We start from the raw sequence: 17,548 nt of genomic DNA, 5'->3' as shown, positions 1-17,548 counted from the left end.
ATAAAGATGAAAAGACAACGTGTTTCCACTAGTTTGAGTACTGTATTAATTGTTTGTACTGCACTGCTAATAATGCCTAAAAGTGCATATGCTGGAAGTGCAAATGTAACAGGCAGTAGTGATGAATCATCTAGCTTTTTGAACTATAATCCTGGCATAGAAGTCTTTTTACCAGACGCGCCGAATGTTAGCATCAATTTTAATAGTGGTTCACCATTCGTAACAACCGAAGCTTTGAAGCAAGAATTTGGTAAAATTGCTAACACGGGTGAAGAGGTTTCAACCGAAAATAATGTGATTATTGACCTCATTGCTAGGAAACCAGAAGCGGGTGTAGCAGAAGTTAAATTTAAGACAGCGTTAGTCGAATTAGGCGCCTCAGATAATGCAGTAGATAAACTCAAAACTGCACTATCAGAATTGCTGCCAGATTGTCAGTCTCAGTCAGTATCAACCTGCAATTACATTGATGTTAAAAAACTAAATCGGGCAATCGTAGTTCATAACGATTTTGTAAAAACACTTTCACCTGAAGCATTTGCCAAAATTCAGGAGCATCCATATTTCAAAGACTGGTATGCACAATTAGTACGGTTACGAGCTGCTATATTGCAAAAGTAAAAGTACGTAAGGAACCATTGCATCTACCACTTTTAGTTTAATGGTACTAATACACTATTGCTGAAGTTGAATTATTATATATAATGATTCGCAGCTTTGGGGTATATATATGGCAGTTTGGTTTGCTTGTTTCTTTCTACTGTTCGCTTTAGCCGAATTATTTGACTGGGCAAAAGATTTTACTTTGCCTTTACCTATATATATACTCGGTGGCGCCTTTCTTGCGGTTGCTTCCAATTACAATAAACTAATGGGTTCTTATTTTAACTCGACTCCAAACGTAATCCGCGATATTATACCCACTCAAGCAGTTGAACAAAGTAGTCAAGCGGTTGTTTTTGAGGCGCCGCAACCTGTTGAGCATAGTTTGCCTGCTTCGGATGAATAAGAACGCAACGGATACAACGGATGTAACAGATAATGCATCCGTTGTAAATTTACATGTTTTGGTACTTATTTTACTGTTTATTATATTACAAGTGATGCTATAAAAGCTAAGTAATAAGACTTACAAAGCTTTTAGGGAAAAAATGAAAAAGATATTAATAGCAAGTTTAACTGCACTGGTGTTACTGGGCCAGAGTGTTAATGCTCAAGATAATTTAGATGAAGAGAAGCTGGGATTGAGTTGTAACAAGATTTTAGGAATGAAATATCAATCTTGGACAAAATTCTATGCTGAGAAGAAAGGTGGTTGGAGCGAGGTGTCAGAGGATATAAGTTCGGAAGTGTATGCTGAATGCATGAAGCAGCGAAATGATGTAGCAATTGCTAAACTGCCTGGTAATATTGGTCAGCGCATCAAAGCTTATCGTCAACATAGTAGGCAATATGGTATTGCTTCTGCTTATTTACAACAAGCTTATGCTGGCGGGGGTACTATGTATACCCATATGGCTCGACGCGATGCTGTATCTAATGAGGAGTTGGTAACAAAATTGATTCGTTTACATCAATCTAAACCAGCTAGGAGAGTTAATAATACACAAGTTCAAAATAAAATATCGCAGTTACGTGTCAAATTGCGTCAACTTGACCCAGCTACTCCTAAAAACCGTGCGGCACTTGCTGAGTATTCGGGTACTAGTCAGGGTCAATCTAGTTTTGCCGAAATGCGGCAAAGCTTTGATAAGGTTTTGGCGATGTTGCCAAGTGAACGTGGTGATGTGAGTTTGATGGTTCTTGGTTTTTTGGCAGAAAGAAGCGAAAAAATGTAATGAATTCCTAGAGGATAAATTGAATCGGAATATATCCTCTAGGAAAATTAGCGACACAAATCTGATGAAGGCGCCAATAATGCCTTGTTAACTCAATAACAGACGCGACATGTCGCGTCTCTACACTCTTAACTATTATTTACCCATTTGTCGTTTCATTCTTTGCAGTTCGTCGTCGGTTTCTAAGCGAAGAAATTGTTCTTCTAGGTCGTCGAAGCTACTTGAGCTATTAGTTGATTTCCACCAACCGTCACTTTCCATGCGCTGCTGGGTTTTTGTTTGTTTTTGAGCTTGTGCGCGTGTTGCTTGTGCTTGGGTTGCTTTGGTTTGGACTTCTTGACGCCGAACTTGAATTTTTTGATAAAGTTCTTTAGATTGTTTGATGCGGTCTTTTATACCTTGCATTTTCGCCCACTGCTGGTTTCCTTGACGCAGTAGCGCTGCTTCTCGTTCTTGTGCTGCGGATGCTAGGTCTTCACGGTTGGCAGCTTTGGCTTTTTGAACTCGCTCATGCCATTTTTGAATTTCGGTTGCTGTGGCAAGAATTTCATCTTGAGAGCGTTTTTCTTGCAATTGCAAGTCCGCTATTAGTTTTAATGTATCTCCCTCTTGTTGACGCAACTGGTCTAACAGTGCTTCTAGCTCCAAATGGGGGTTGTTTTTTAAGAACTCTTCTAAACGGCTTTCCAGAAACCGACTCAAATCATCGAATAAGCCCACTGTTAGAACTCCAGGGTTGAGATGTCACATTCATTGTAATAATTATCGCCCCTATACGTTCATTGGGTCATCGCACTTGAGTCATATATTTATTGTTCCCAAGTTTGTACCATACAAATTAGAAACCGGGTTTCTTTAACTATATCTTTAATAAAAACGATGATTTGTCTGCGACAATGAATGGGTAGAAACCCGGTTTCTTAGAGTTATAGTGGTGTTAACCAGTAAGTAATTCCTCTGACGATTTTTTTGTTGAAGCCAAAATCTGGTAATTTTTCTTCTGGTACACCTAAATAAGTCCAGTGAGGTAAATCTGTTTCTACAGTTTGGAACCAGCCATTTTGGTTTAAAGCTTTTCTTTGTGCTGAATAGGAAACTCTTAAATCTATTGCTAAACCCCATAAGTGCTGTGATGTTCCAGGTGGCGCCACTACATTTAATATAGCTGTTTCTCGACCTTGCTTAACTCGTTCTAAAGTATTATTGTTGGCGTATTTTTTCCAAAATCTCAGATTTGTTTCGTATGTCCGTGTACAGTCACCAGCACCATATCCAGATTTTAAGGGAATATTGATTTGTTTGTCAGCGATATTGAATGCATCAGCAGCAGCTTTTTGTAATAAGCAGTTATTTCCACTGTTGACTTTGCTCATTACTAAGCTTGCTTGATAAGTTCTTGTTTCTTCAGGATTAGGGAAAAATACTTTTGGTGGTAGTTTTATAGCTGAATTTAAATTAACAAAAGGCGCCCCATATTGACGCAACATAATATATTCAAACGTATTAGGATTGGGTATTAATGGTAGTTGAGTTGTAATAAAAGCTAAAAAACGCTCTTTTTGTGGTAATGCTAAGTTAGGAGTGGGTATTGGAGTAATTGATGGTATGGGGTTTGTGATACATGGACGGTTGGAAGTTGGCTTTTTTAAGGCACGCTCAATTAAACAATCTTCGTTGGTTTTTAGGTCGTTGGCGCCTGTAACATGATTTACATTACCATTACTAGCGACTAAAGTTAAGCTAGTGAATATCACCAAACAAATATAAATACCTTTTTTGAGAAATCTATTTAACATATTAATCAGTTAGTTAAGTAATTAACTTAGATTTAATGAGATGGCAAAAGTTTACAAAATCTTGAAATGTTAGCAGATGATATTGATTGTCATGGATTCGATATAATAATTGCTCTAAATAATAAAGTTTTATTACATCACCGGGATTCTTTTTGGAATAATTAATATTTTTTGCCCTAAATAGCTCTTTTAAATATTCTTCGTGAAATTGAGCATGAGTATTAAAATTTTTATATTTACCCATTAACTCAGGACAATTTTCTGCAACATTGTAATATTTTGTATAATTTAAAAGAGGTTGTGATTGAGGTTGTCTTGAATATATCCTTTTATTACCTAAAAACCAAGTTTCTATACAACGATTTTGAACAATAATAACAAACTGAATTAATCCAAGATTAATTTTCTCAACTCTAATCAATTCATATATTTCTTGTTTAATTGCATCTACTGCATTTTCTTCTGCGTCTAAACAAACTACAAAATAATCATACTTCCCATTTTCCATAACATCAGCGATGGAATTTGGTAGATGTTCGTATATTATTGACGGATAACCTTCTGCGCTAAATAAATAGTAGTTGTTTCTATCAACTTCGTTATAGTTACTAACTCGTTGTAGTTCTGGTACAAGATGAGCTAACCATGCTGGATAAACTTTTCTTTCAGTTTTTTTCCCCTCTACAAGAAAATAGATATTCATTACACAGCTATTCCTTCTCTATAAGCATCAAGGTTAATAAGTTGCATAAATGCTTGGTGTCTAGACTTAGGGAGATTAAACTCTTTCATATCTTTAACAGTAACAACACCTCCTTTACGAGTAACAATCTTCCAATATTCCATGCTTATTTTATTAATAACGTAGGGATGATGACTTGTAAGTATAAACTGTAATTGTGTGTCAGTTATTAATAAATCGCTTAAAACATCAATGCAGTTTACTCCTAAGCTATTTTCAAATTCATCAATTAAAATTACTGTATTATTCGCAGATAAATAAAGTTCACTAATGTGCATTAGTGTTTTAAACATACCTGCTGATATTTGATTTTGCTTAATCCATTTATCTACATATTTTTCTTTTATTTGGACGAAAGGATATTGTGAAATAGTTGTAGAAATAGAAAGATTATCATCTGTTTCAAACTCTAACTTAACATCTTCTACTTGTTCAAAAATGTTAATAAATTGATTTTTGATTTGTTTGAAAATATCGCGTTCATATCTATAAGCTAATGCTAACTTTATTTGAATTGGTAAGCCACTTTCTTTAATTTTTTCTAGACTATAATAGTGACTAGCGACAACAGCAAAACTGTTAGGGTCAATCGTTTTATTTACTGAGTGAAGCATTATATTCAATGAATGATAATCAGACTTAAACTGGTCACTGTACACAAGCTGATTAAACCCTTCTTTTACAGGGTAAATATCTTCCTCTTCACTTAATATATTAATCGCGCTGGTAAATCGAGATAATTTCGGAAGCTTATTTCCTTTAAATTGAATTTCGGTAGTATTTCTTTCTATTATTACTTCACTATTTACAGACAAATACTCGTTAGAAATTATAAATTTTCTGCTTTCTAACTCTTCTTCATTAGTGATTACTGCTACCAACGTATTACTATGTTCATACTCAAATTCTCCCTTCCATTGATAAATATTATTGTTAATAGAGAAATTTACATCCCAGGTAACACCATTTAATGAATGACCTCTGGCTATTGAGCGCAGGTTCATTATTGATTTGAGTATTTGTGTTTTACCAACTCCAGATATGCCAACTAGAAGATTGAGGTTGGAAAAGTGCATTGGGGATAGGCGCCAGTTTATTTTTTTGTCGTAGTAGGTTAATTGAAGGATTTTCATTTATGTGTTTGGATGGTTTTATTTAATACTTTGATTGTAAAGTTTAGATAAATTTTAGCTTATTCATGAGTAAATCTTGATTTTAAGCGGCGATTGATAAAATAGTTCTATCTAGTTACAGGCATTGTAATTAATTTAACCTACCCTAAAGGCAATCTGAATTACAAAATATGGTTTATTTCGGTTAAAATTAACAGTATCTAATCATGCTTACTGAAAGTTTATGACCATGCACGAAAAAGTAGAATTCCAAGACGCTTTCGATGTGGTCGTCGTTGGTGCAGGTCACTCCGGTTGTGAAGCTGCACTTGCGACAGCACGTCTTGGATGTCGCACTCTGCTGTTGACACTGAATTTAGATAAAATTGGTTGGCAACCTTGTAACCCAGCAGTTGGTGGCCCTGCAAAATCTCAATTGACGCACGAAGTTGATGCACTTGGTGGGGAAATTGGCAAGATGGCTGACCGTACTTATTTACAAAAACGTATTCTTAATTCTTCGCGTGGCCCTGCGGTTTGGGCTTTACGCGCGCAAACTGATAAGCGCGAGTATGCGGCAATTATGAAAACTATTGTCGAGAACCAAGAGAATTTGATGGTTCGCGAAAGTATGGTGACAGATTTGGTGCTGGGTAAAAATGATGAAGTTATTGGTGTTCAAACTTATTTTGGTGTCGCTTTTGAATGTAAAGCGGTAATTCTCACAACTGGCACTTTTTTGGGTGGCAAAATTTGGGTTGGTAATAAGTCAATGCCCGCTGGACGTGCGGGAGAATTTGCTGCGGAAGGTTTAACAGAAACCCTTAATAGACTTGGCTTTGAAACTGGGCGCCTCAAAACTGGTACACCTGCACGTGTTGATAAGCGGTCGGTAGATTACAGCAAAATGATTTTGCAACCAGGTGATACTGATGTGCGCTGGTTTAGTTTTGACCCAGAAGTATGGGTTGAGCGCGAACAACTTCCTTGCCATATGACGCGCACTACCAAGGAAACACATAAATTAATTAATGAAAATTTACATTTGTCACCTGTGTACGGTGGTTGGGTAGAAGCAAAGGGGCCGCGTTATTGTCCTTCTATCGAAGATAAAATTGTGCGATTTGCTGATAAAGACAGTCATCAAATCTTTATTGAACCCGAAGGACGCGATATTCCAGAACTTTATATTCAAGGTTTTTCAACTGGACTACCCGAAAATCTACAGCTACAAATGCTGCGAACTTTGCCGGGACTCGAACAATGTGTAATGCTGCGTCCCGCTTATGCGGTAGAGTATGATTATTTGCCCGCAACCCAGTGTTTTCCGACATTGATGACTAAGAAAGTTGAAGGTTTGTTTTGTGCGGGACAAGTAAATGGTACAACTGGTTACGAAGAAGCTGCTGCCCAAGGAATTGTGGCGGGAGTTAATGCCGCTCGATTTGTACGTGGTCAATCAATGATTGTATTTCCTCGTGAACAAAGTTACTTAGGTACCTTGGTTGATGATTTGTGTACTAAAGATTTACGCGAACCCTACCGAATGTTAACTAGTCGCTCAGAGTATCGACTTGTTCTACGTTCAGATAATGCCGACCAGCGTTTAACACCTTTGGGACGAGAAATTGGTTTAATTGATGACCGTCGCTGGGAAATGTACACCCGTAAGCAAGCGAATATTACTGCTGAAAAAGAACGCCTGTATGCAACTAGAGTCAAAGAGCATGACGAAGTAGGTAAACAAATTGCAAATGCTACCGGGCAAGCTATTAAAGGTTCTATTACTCTTGCTGATTTAATCCGGCGCCCTGGTTTTCATTATCTAGATTTGAATAAGTACCAACTTGGTAATATTGAACTCGACCGCGCGGAAACTGAGGGCGCCGAAATAGATATTAAATACTCAGGGTATTTAGCACGTCAGCAAAGTCAAATTGAACAAATTGCTCGTCAAGCAAATAAACAGCTACCTGCTGAATTAGATTATACATCGATTGAAACTTTATCAAAGGAGGCAAGAGAAAAGTTATCTAAGGTGAAACCCCTTACTATCGGTCAAGCCGCGCGTATCGGTGGAGTCAACCCAGCCGATGTAAATGCTTTACTAATCTTTTTAGAAATTCGTCAAAACCAGTCAGAGAAAGAATTTCAAGCATTAGCTTAAAAAAAGCATTATGAAGCGCGAGTATAGTAGTAGGGTATACATCTAAGGGACTGATGCGATATATGACACATAATTATACTAGTTATTATCACTTAGTCCCGGATGAAAACAAACTCTTTCCTCAGTATTTTTTCTGAGAAAGAAATAGAAGTTGTTGAATTAGTTACAAATTCAATTTTCACCTAGTAAATTCGCTCACGAGCATTGGCCGCCCGACCCACTCCCATTGCTTAAAAGTACCCATTAAATGCGGTGAGGGTCATAATCCTAACCGCCCTAAAATTCTATAACTGAAAGTCGTTATGTCTACCGAAGCCAGTACCCATATTCTTCTAGAAGAACCATCTGAAGATTTAATCGTTAGCGAACCCTGGTCTATCGACAATTATGCTGATGGTTTGATGGATGAACTTTTTGCTGATATTGACCATATTCTTGATGGAAAAAGCGGTATTCCTGTACATACCATCGAACCAGAATATGTTCGTCTGCAAACAATCAAGGTGCCGCCTGTCGTAATTAAGCGAACTGAGCAGGTGACTGTTAGTAATCAGCAGTTAAGTAAAGTTCGCACTCGAAAGACCACTCAAAATGCTGTTCCTAAAACTGCTATTAAACATCGCAAACCTCGACGCTGGTTGACTAAAGTATTTTCCTTAGCTGCAACTGTTGGTGTAGCAGCTGTGGCGATGGTTTGTATTAATAATTCTGGTTTGTTAAATCGTTTAGTGTCGCGTTCGTTCCAACAGTCGTTAATGGCGCCAAATGAAACGGCAATAACAGAAGTCGATCAAGTCGCGGACGTGCAAACTGATTTAGTAAATTACATGCTCGGCGCCTTAGCTGCAATAGATCGGCAAGATATCAAACTTTCAAACAGGGAAGCAAAATCTGCATATATGGCTGTTGCAAATCCTCAACCAATTGCAATGGCTGGGACTCCCGCAGGACAACTGCCTCCTCCAATGGCGGCAAATAATACTGCTCCTACTAATGGTCGTTCTACAACTGTAGTTGAACGTATCTATATTCCTGTATATCAGGCGCCTTTACCAATGCGTTATGCACCACCACAAATTCCCGGTGTTCGCGGTACTTTACCACCAGTACCAACACAACCACAGTCACAAGCACGTGCATTACCTCAAACTCCATCAGTAAAAACCGCACTAAATAATGTTGGTAAAAAACTTAATAACGCCACCAAACCTTTGAATGTGTTTGCTGCGGTACGTCCTGCACTCAAACCGCTAACCATCGCGCGTACACCAATTAATATCAATCCACCAAAAGCACCGAGTGTAAATCTTTCAGCATTCCGTGCAATTCCACCGCAACTCCCAACCGCAAAACCAAAAGCACAAACCAATACAGAAACAGTTAGACCAGCACAACCACAACCATTAGAAGTTGCTGTTGCTCCTACTAATCCTATTTCTCACACACTTGAGGGATTACTCGAACTCGGTGATAAATCTGCTGCTTTATTTAAAGTCAATGGCGTTACTCGCCGTATCGAAATTGGCGAAGCTATTGGCGCCAGTGGATGGACTTTAGTTGAAGTCACTAACGGTGAAGCTGTGATTCGTCGCAATGGTGAAGTTCGCTCGATTTATGCTGGGCAAAACTTTTAATTAGTTTGGTTTATTTGAGAATTGTAATGCAATTTAATATAATTTATCCCCCCAACCCCCCGTGAATTCGGGGGGCTAAGAATCTATGTTATTCTCCCCCCCTTAATAAGGGGGGGTTGGGGGGGATTAAAATTTTCGATTTTACGCCTGTATTCGCAGGCTTTTTTATTTGGTGCTAAATAATATTATTCGATTAAATTAAATATGGGTGTAGGGGTTTGACACCTCACCACTGATAACGAGCGAAATTCTTTATGTATTTATGCTGAAGTCAAAAAATATTAGATTTAGTTAATATTATGTTACTCAATTATTTGTACATTGCATTTTGCATTAGATAAGTGTTGATATTGCTTGACGCATTCTATATTTAATTGACTAATTAATAGTTTAAGCATAAATACTGTTAAACCTCACCCCAACCCCTTTTTTTACGGAAGAGGGGAACAGATTAATATGTCAAAAGCATTGTATGAAGTCATCTGATAAAAAACTAATGTTCAAGCAAGAAATATTGCTTCACCGCATTGCTAACCGTGTACGGCAATCTTTGGAGTTGAAAGAGATTTTAAGCGCAATGACTGCGGAGGTGCGTGCGTATCTAGATACAGACCGCGTAAAAATTTACCAGTTTAATTCAGATGGCAGTGGGGTGGTAATTGCAGAATCCAGAGCCGAAAATCGATTACCTTCTTTAATGGGGTTACATTTTCCTGCGGATGATATACCTTTATATGCGCGTGAATTGTTTGTACGGGCACGGCAGCGCAGTGTTGTTGATTTAACGTCGCATGAAATTGGTATTAGTCCTTTGAGTAACCCAAATGGAGAGATAAACCCAGACCAAGATATTCGTTATCGTCCTATTGACCCTTGCCACGTTGAATATTTAACGGCAATGGGGGTGAAATCATCTGTTGTTGTGCCAATTGTTTTAGAAAGCGAACAAACAGGTAAATATCAACCTCCTTCACTACCTAAAGTTGCTCAGTTGTGGGGTTTATTGGTATCGCATCATTCTGAGCCATTGAAAGTGACAGAAGAAGAACTACAGTTAATTCAAGCAGTAGTTGACCAGGTATGTATTGCGATTTCACATTCTATTTTATTAAATCAAGTTCGCGACCAAGCACGTCAAGAAGCTAATATAAATAATTTAACTAAAAATCTTTATACTTCTCCGACTGTTAAATTACAACCTGCACTTTCTGAAGCAGTAAAAAGCTTCGATGGTTCAGGAGGAAGATTATATTTACTTGCTTCGGATCAACAGTCATTAGAAATTTTCACATGTGGAATTCAGCCAGATGTAATAGACACTGAAGAAAACCGGGTAATTGAAGAAAATCGACTTTGGCAAAAGTATGTGTATTCAGTTATAGAAACCGAAGTTGACCAAACTGGGTATAAACCTTGGTCAGTACAGTGGATGCGAAGCGTGTATGACATTGCTGAAGTATCAGACGAGCAAGTTACTAGTACATTATGGGCAATCAACGATTTATATCGAGAACCATTATTCCGGACTTTGGCGCCTTATTTTGAATCGACTCGAATTCGCAGCTTATTAATTATTCCCTTAGTGTTTGGCGCTACCGTTCTCGGTTGTTTAACTATTTTCCGTTCCGAAATCGATACCGAAATTAACTGGGCAGGATATCATAACCCTGATACTAGACAATTAATGCCAAGACAGTCGTTTGAAGTCTGGCGCCAAATTAAAACAAATCAAGTTCAAGCTTGGACTGAAGGTGAAGTTAAATATGCGAGTGCTTTAGGGGAAAGGTTTTCTACCGCTGTTGCACAATACCGTCTTTATCAGCAGGTACAAGGACTCAATACAAATTTAGAATTTCAGGTGCAAGAGCGCACTAACCACCTCAAGCAAACCCAAAGTCAGCTTATTCAAAGTGAGAAAATGTCGAGTTTAGGGCAGCTTGTGGCTGGAATTGCACACGAAATTAATAATCCAATTAACTTTATATATGGAAACATCAGCCATATTGATAATCATACTCAAACACTACTAAATTTACTTGCCAGGTATAAACAGCATCATCCTCAACCAACTCAAAGTTTACAAGAAGAAATCGAGCAAGCGGATATAGATTATATCATTAACGATTTGCCTAAACTGTGTCAATCTTTAAAATCAGGCGCCGAGCGGATTAGTCAATTAGTAAAATCACTGCGAACTTTTTCACGTTTTGACGAAGCTGAGGTAAAAGAAATTGATATTCACGAAGGATTAGAAAGTACACTTTTATTATTGAAGCATAAATTAGAGGACCATCCAACAGAACATCCAACAGGGCAAAGCATAGAAATTATTAGACAATACAGCACACTTCCTTTGATTGAATGTTTTGCCAGTCAATTAAATCAAGTGTTTATGAATTTGCTAATTAATGCCATTGATGAGTTGAAGGTATGTGAGAGCGCAGAGAAACATATTACTATCACTACTTCAATCTTAGATAAAAAGTTTATACAAGTAGCAATTGAAGATAACGGTAGAGGAATTCAGCAAGATATTCAAAATAAACTTTTTGACCCATTTTTTAGTACTAAACCAGTTGGTAAAGGAACTGGACTAGGGTTATCAGTTAGCTATCAAATTATTGAGCGACATGGAGGAAAGCTTTACTACATTTCACAAGCAAATCAAGGGAGTAAATTTATTTTGGAAATACCAATTACACTTTGTAAATGAACACATACGTAAGGTGGGCAATGCCCACCATACATTCAACTTTAAAAAACTTATAATTCCGTTATGATTCCATCTCAGCAGAATCAAATATTAATAGTAGATGACAGCCCCACTAATGCGGCTTTACTATTAGCGATACTTAAAAGTGCAGGTTTTGATGTTGTAATTGCTAATGATGCTGAAACTGCATTTAAAAAAGTTGAAGAGGTATTACCTAGTTTGATTTTGTTAGATGTGATGTTACCAGAAATGGATGGCTTTGAAATATGTTCGCGTCTCAAAGAAAGTGAGTCAACGCATGATATTCCAGTTATATTTATGACATCATTATCTCGAACCGAAGATAAAGTTCGAGGGTTAAGTTTAGGCGCCGTTGATTATATTACTAAACCTTTACAAAAAGAAGAAGTGATTGCACGAGTTAATGTACATGTAAAGCTAAAAAATTTAAATAAGCAATTAGAAACACAAAGTAAAGAATTAAAATCAACACTAGATAAATTACAAGAATCTCAAATTCAACTGATACAAAATGAGAAAATGTCCACACTTGGACAATTAGTAGCAGGTGTTGCTCACGAAATCAATAACCCTGTAGGCGCCATTAGTGCAAATTCGGTTTATGCTGCTACATATGTACGTGAACTAGTTCAACATTTACAGCTACATCAACAAAAAGCCACAGAAGCAGAAATTCAAAATCATGCTGAAGAAATTGAATTAGATTTTTTAACAGAAGATTTGTTGAATATAATAAATACGATGCATGAAAGTGCAACTCGAATTAAAGATATTAGTGAATCATTTAGAGTATTCTGTCGAAACGACGCACAGGAAAAAGTAGCATTTGATATTCATGAAGGAATAGATAGTACGTTAATGATTCTTAAATATAAACTTAAAGCTAATGATAAATTGCCTCAAATCGAAATTGTCAAAGATTATTGTAACATTCCTCAGATAAATTGTTATCCTGGCCCATTAAATCAAGTATTTATGAATTTATTAGTAAATGGAATTGATGCTTTGAGAGATTCTTATCAACAAGATGTAAAAAAATGTAAAAATCCACAAATTACAATCAAAACTTATTTAGATTATAAAAAAACACATGTTTTAATTAGTATTAAAGATAATGGCATGGGAATTCCAGAAGAAATATTAGAGAAGATTTTTGGATATGCTTTTACTACAAAACCTGTAGGTAAAGGAACAGGTTTAGGTTTGGCAATTGCACGCCAGATAGTTATTGAAAAACATGGAGGCTCTCTTGATGTGAAGTCTAAATATGCTGAAGGCGCTGAGTTTATTATTCAATTACCATTATAATCAAATAATATAAATATGTTACCATCACTTGATTCACTATTAAAAACTGCTAACACACAGTCACTATTTGATATTCCATTAGAAGATAATCGGCGCAGGTTACTAAGTTTCCCGATTGGTAAGTACGGTAATAGTGTTATTGCATTAGAGCAAATCACAGAAATATTGCGGGTAAATTTAGATGAAATTCTAGGTGTACCTGAAATTCCTAGCAGTGTTTTAGGAGCATATAATTGGCGAGGAGAAATGTTATGGTTAATCGATTTAGAGCAGATGATAGGAGGTGCCTCTTTATATGAGCAGGTACCTTTATCAAAACAGCCAATAGCAATAGTAATACAACTCGATAACTATTGCTTTGCGATAGTTGTAAAATCTGTAAACGAAGTCGAATTGCACGACACTACACAAATTATTCCTGCTAAACCTGGCTCGTTTTCAACGCAACTACTTCCTTTTATTACAGGATATTTACCTAACGGTTCGACGGTTTTTAATCCAAAAGCTGTGGTTCAGTTTTATGTGTAAATCCCAAAGAAACCTGGTTTCTAGCCAAGGCTGTAATATTTATTACAATTTTCATCAAGAAACCAGGTTTCTAAGATTCAATTTTTTATAAGGAATAAATAAAATGGCAACAGAATTAGATGCAACAAAGAACGGCGCCATTAAATCTGAAAGAAGCGTGCGTAAAGCATCAAGCACAACAGCAAAGTCATCAAAATTAACGACACAAGAACCACTAATTCAATCGAGTAAAATTGAACCTGTGGAGTCGGTAAAACCAAAATCGCAAAAATCGATTAGTGATTCTGAGCTTGCTATGATTAACCAGCAAGTAACTGTGATTTCTGAAAAAATGCAACAAGCTTCAACAATTGAAGAACTTTTTGAAGTTGCTGTTGATTGTGTTTTTGAAGCTATGGGCGCCGACCGGGTATTAATTTACCGTTTTGATGGCGAAATATCTGGTACTGTGGTCGGTGAAGCTGTAGCGCGCGGCTTTACGCCAGCAATGCGTAATGGTGTACCAATGGTAGTATTTGGATATGACCAAGCAACAAATTATAAAAAACATGCTGTTATTCGCTACGATGACATCAAAATATCTTATTTAACTCCAGACCAACAAAAGCTATGGGGAGATTTTCAGTTAAGAGCGAGTTTAAATTTACCTCTACGACTCGATGGTAAGGTTTGGGGAATTTTATCAATTCAACAATGTTCTAATTCACGAGTTTGGCAAGAACATGAATTTACTTTCTTATGTCAAATTGGACGTGAATTGTTATTGTGCTTGCAACCACTCAAATTTAAAGCTTTACTTGAAGAGCGTTCTGAACAAGAAAAGCTTGTTGCTCGGATTACTCATAAAATCGGTCAGTCGCTCAACTTTGAAAATTTGTTTCGCTTTGCTACCGTTGAAATTCGGCGCCTATTACAATGTGACCGTGTAGGTATTTATCATTTTCATAAAGACTGGACGGGTGAATTTATTGCTGAATCTGTAGGAGCAGGTTGGATATCGGTAGTAGATGAACAAGACCGTGATACTAGTTTGCGCGGTAACTTATCTGAACATGACCGTTGTACCGTTAAAAATTTCGCTGCTTTGTCCTCAAACCCTGAAGCGGATACTTACCTTAAACAAACGAAAGGAGGTGAATATGCGCGTGGACAAAGATATAAGCAAATCGATGATATTTATACAGAGGGGTATAGTCCTTGTTATATTGAAACACTCGAAAAGTATCAGTGTCGTGCTTATATTGTTGTGCCTTTATTTGTTGATAACAAACTTTGGGGATTGTTAGCAGCATACCAAAACTCTGGCCCGCGTGCTTGGCAACAGTCAGAAGTAGACTTTATGCTGCAACTTGCTTCACCTTTAGCTGTTGCGATACAGCAAATGGAAGCACAAATCAAAATACAAGAATCCTCCAAACAAATTGAACGTTCCGCAGCGCGTGAGCAAGCACTAGCCCGTATTACTAGCCGTTTGTCACGCACAATGGATTTAGAAGCAGTGTTCCGACTGACTGGACATATGCGCTCAAATTTAGCTTCCGAACGTATAGACACGATTTTTAAAATAGCAACTCAAGAAACTCGCCAAATGCTGAGTTGCAGTCGAGTTGCGCTATATCAATTTAACTCAGACTGGAGTGGAGTATTTGTAGCGGAGTCGGTAGTTAGTGGTTGGAGTCGCGTAGTTGAAGTTATTCCTGTTATCGAAGACTCTTATTTGCAAGAAACCCAAGGTGGTCGTTATAAAGAAAATGATTCGCTTGTTGTCGAAGACATTTACACAATCGGACATTCTCCTTGCCACGTCGAGTTATTAGAGCAGATGGAAGCAAGAGCATACATTATTGTGCCAGTGTTTGCAGGAGAAAAACTTTGGGGATTATTAGGAGCGTATCAAAACGATAAGCCTAGAGCTTGGGAAAAAGGAGAATTGAGTTCGCTTATTCAAGTAGGTATCCAGGTTGGCGTTGCGCTCAAACAAGTAAAATATCTAGAGGAAGTGAGGCAACAGTCTGAGCAACTGTCTAAGTTGGCAGAACGAGAAACCAACTTTGTGCAATTTATCTTTAAGATTGGACAGCGTATTGTTGAGCGTTTACAGCAAAAAAACTTTAACCCAGATTCACTCTTCCGTTCTATTACCCAAGAACTTCGTCAATTAATGAGTGTTGACCGTGCGGTAATTTATCGCTTTAATCCAGACTGGAGTGGTGAGTTTATTGTTGAAGATGTCGGTAGTGGTTATCTTAAGATAGCTGGGACAGAAATGGCGTTAACATCAGACCCAATTTTACAAGAAAGTTCGGGTGGTCGCTATCGTAAAAATGAACCCAGCGCTATTAATGATATTAATTTGAGTGCTGATTTAACCTTTAGTCGTGAAACTCTCGAACAATGGGGAGCTAGAGCTTATATTGCGGCGCCTTTATTTAAAGGTGAACAGCAACTCTGGGGTTTATTGTTAACCTATCAGAACACCACACCTCGTAATTGGGAAGAAGGTGAAGTTAATTTATTAATTCAAGTTTCTACTCAGCTTGGTATTGTTTTACAACAGTCTGAGTATTTGGAACAGCTTGAGGTTCAGTCGCAACAACTCAGTGAAGCTGCAAAACGTGAGAAATTAGCTAACGAAGCTTTACAGCAAGAAGTTGCACAGTTACTATCTGCGGTACAACCAGCACTGCAAGGAGATTTGACGGTACGGGCGCCTGTCACTGATGATGAAGTTGGTAAAATTGCTGATACCTACAATAATACTTTAGAAAACCTGCGTCAGTTAGTTACACAAGTACAACAAGCTTCTCAAGCAGTTGCCAGCACTTCGCAAAATAGCGAGTCTTCAATTGTAGAACTAGCAAACCAAGCACAACAGCAATTCCAAGCACTTTCTCAAGCTGTCTCACAAATCCAAGAAATGGTAGCTTCAACAGAAGCAGTTGCTACCAGTGCGAGTTTGGTTGAAGAAGCTGTACAAAAAGCCAATCAAACGGTAAAAGAAGGCGAAAGCGCCATGAATAAGACTGTAGACGGGATTACAACAATTAGAGAAACCGTAGCAGAAACGAGTAAGCGTATTAAACGTCTCTCAGAATCTGGTCAAAAAGTTTCGCGCGTTGTTAATCTTATCAGTAATTTTACTACCCAAACTCAAATTTTGGCACTCAACGCTGCTATTGAAGCAACAAAAGCAGGAGAACATGGACGTGGGTTTGCGGTAGTAGCAGATGAGGTGAGAAGTTTAGCAGGACAATCTGCGGAAGCTACAGCCGAAATTGAGGAATTGGTACAAGAAATTCAAGCTGGTACTACCGAAGTTGCAGCAGCAATGGATACAGGTATTCAGCAAGTAGTTGATGGCACTAAGTTAGTTATAGAAGTACGTCAACAGCTAAATGCAATTGTTGAAGCTACAACTCAAATTAGCGAATTGGTAGAACGCATTACTCAAACTACCCAAGTGCAAAATCAACAGTCGCAGTCAATTACTCAAACCATGACAGAAGTTGCGGGTATTGCCAATAAAACTTCGGCAGATTCTATTCAATTATCTGCTTCGTTTAAAGAGTTGTTGGAGATGGCACAAGATTTACAGTTAAGTGCTAGTCAGTTTAAGGTGGCAATGTAGTAAGAGTGGATATTGTGGAATGGGCATCCTTGCCCGTTCCAGTAAACATAGGGGCGGGCAA

General features: G+C 37.7%; 13 protein-coding genes. 9 read left to right on the top strand and 4 right to left on the bottom strand.

The features are described from left to right. The first annotated feature begins 6 nt into the window (after window positions 1-6). The 3 genes from DSM106972_RS14885 to DSM106972_RS14875 all read left to right on the top strand — a co-directional run bounded on the left by DSM106972_RS14885 (window position 7) and on the right by DSM106972_RS14875 (window position 1,838). The gene (locus tag DSM106972_RS14885) at window positions 7-621 is read left to right on the top strand and encodes a hypothetical protein (RefSeq protein WP_127081440.1); all 615 of its coding nucleotides are present in this window, start codon (window positions 7-9) and stop codon (window positions 619-621) included. A 109-nt stretch (window positions 622-730) separates the two neighbouring features. After that, the gene (locus DSM106972_RS14880) at window positions 731-1,009 is read left to right on the top strand and encodes a hypothetical protein (protein WP_127081439.1); all 279 of its coding nucleotides are present in this window, start codon (window positions 731-733) and stop codon (window positions 1,007-1,009) included. A 142-nt stretch (window positions 1,010-1,151) separates the two neighbouring features. After that, complete coding sequence (locus DSM106972_RS14875) at window positions 1,152-1,838, top strand: hypothetical protein (RefSeq protein ID WP_127081438.1); 687 nt, start codon at window positions 1,152-1,154, stop codon at window positions 1,836-1,838. A 135-nt stretch (window positions 1,839-1,973) separates the two neighbouring features. Here DSM106972_RS14875 and DSM106972_RS14870 read toward each other — a convergent pair whose 3' ends face one another. The 4 genes from DSM106972_RS14870 to DSM106972_RS14855 all read right to left on the bottom strand — a co-directional run bounded on the left by DSM106972_RS14870 (window position 1,974) and on the right by DSM106972_RS14855 (window position 5,509). Continuing rightward, complete coding sequence (locus DSM106972_RS14870; RefSeq protein ID WP_127081437.1) at window positions 1,974-2,558, bottom strand: TIGR04376 family protein; 585 nt, start codon at window positions 2,556-2,558, stop codon at window positions 1,974-1,976. A 206-nt stretch (window positions 2,559-2,764) separates the two neighbouring features. Next, window positions 2,765-3,634 carry a D-alanyl-D-alanine carboxypeptidase family protein gene (locus tag DSM106972_RS14865; protein ID WP_127081436.1) on the bottom strand — a complete coding sequence of 290 codons (870 nt, stop codon included), beginning with the start codon at window positions 3,632-3,634 and terminating at the stop codon, window positions 2,765-2,767. 13 nt (window positions 3,635-3,647) lie between these two features. Further along, a complete protein-coding gene (locus tag DSM106972_RS14860; protein ID WP_127081435.1) occupies window positions 3,648-4,337 on the bottom strand; it encodes a hypothetical protein in 690 nt (229 codons plus the stop codon). After that, on the bottom strand, window positions 4,337-5,509 hold the full coding sequence (locus DSM106972_RS14855; protein ID WP_127081434.1) for an AAA family ATPase: 1,173 nt from the start codon (window positions 5,507-5,509) through the stop codon (window positions 4,337-4,339). Before DSM106972_RS14855 ends, DSM106972_RS14860 begins: the two co-directional genes overlap by 1 nt. 223 nt (window positions 5,510-5,732) lie before the next feature. Between DSM106972_RS14855 and mnmG the strand changes: the two genes are divergently transcribed. The 6 genes from mnmG to DSM106972_RS14825 all read left to right on the top strand — a co-directional run bounded on the left by mnmG (window position 5,733) and on the right by DSM106972_RS14825 (window position 17,487). Continuing rightward, on the top strand, window positions 5,733-7,655 hold the full coding sequence (gene mnmG / locus DSM106972_RS14850; protein WP_127081433.1) for a tRNA uridine-5-carboxymethylaminomethyl(34) synthesis enzyme MnmG: 1,923 nt from the start codon (window positions 5,733-5,735) through the stop codon (window positions 7,653-7,655). A 302-nt stretch (window positions 7,656-7,957) separates the two neighbouring features. Further along, window positions 7,958-9,289: a hypothetical protein gene (locus DSM106972_RS14845; RefSeq protein WP_127081432.1), complete on the top strand. Its 1,332-nt coding sequence runs from the start codon at window positions 7,958-7,960 to the stop codon at window positions 9,287-9,289. A 472-nt stretch (window positions 9,290-9,761) separates the two neighbouring features. Then, window positions 9,762-12,002 (top strand): GAF domain-containing sensor histidine kinase, encoded by a 2,241-nt coding sequence (locus DSM106972_RS14840; RefSeq protein WP_127081431.1) that lies wholly within the window; start codon window positions 9,762-9,764, stop codon window positions 12,000-12,002. A 63-nt stretch (window positions 12,003-12,065) separates the two neighbouring features. After that, a complete protein-coding gene (locus DSM106972_RS14835) occupies window positions 12,066-13,331 on the top strand; it encodes a sensor histidine kinase (RefSeq protein ID WP_127081430.1) in 1,266 nt (421 codons plus the stop codon). A gap of 15 nt (window positions 13,332-13,346) precedes the next feature. Next, window positions 13,347-13,859: a chemotaxis protein CheW gene (locus tag DSM106972_RS14830; protein ID WP_127081429.1), complete on the top strand. Its 513-nt coding sequence runs from the start codon at window positions 13,347-13,349 to the stop codon at window positions 13,857-13,859. A gap of 103 nt (window positions 13,860-13,962) precedes the next feature. Next, window positions 13,963-17,487, top strand: coding sequence for a GAF domain-containing protein (locus DSM106972_RS14825; protein WP_127081428.1), 3,525 nt, complete (start codon window positions 13,963-13,965; stop codon window positions 17,485-17,487). Window positions 17,488-17,548: the final 61 nt, after the last annotated feature.

This window comes from Dulcicalothrix desertica PCC 7102 (assembly GCF_003991905.1).
Lineage (GTDB): Bacteria > Cyanobacteriota > Cyanobacteriia > Cyanobacteriales > Nostocaceae > Dulcicalothrix > Dulcicalothrix desertica.
Note: the sequence above shows the minus strand (reverse complement) of the source record. Positions and strands in the feature narration are given on the sequence as shown.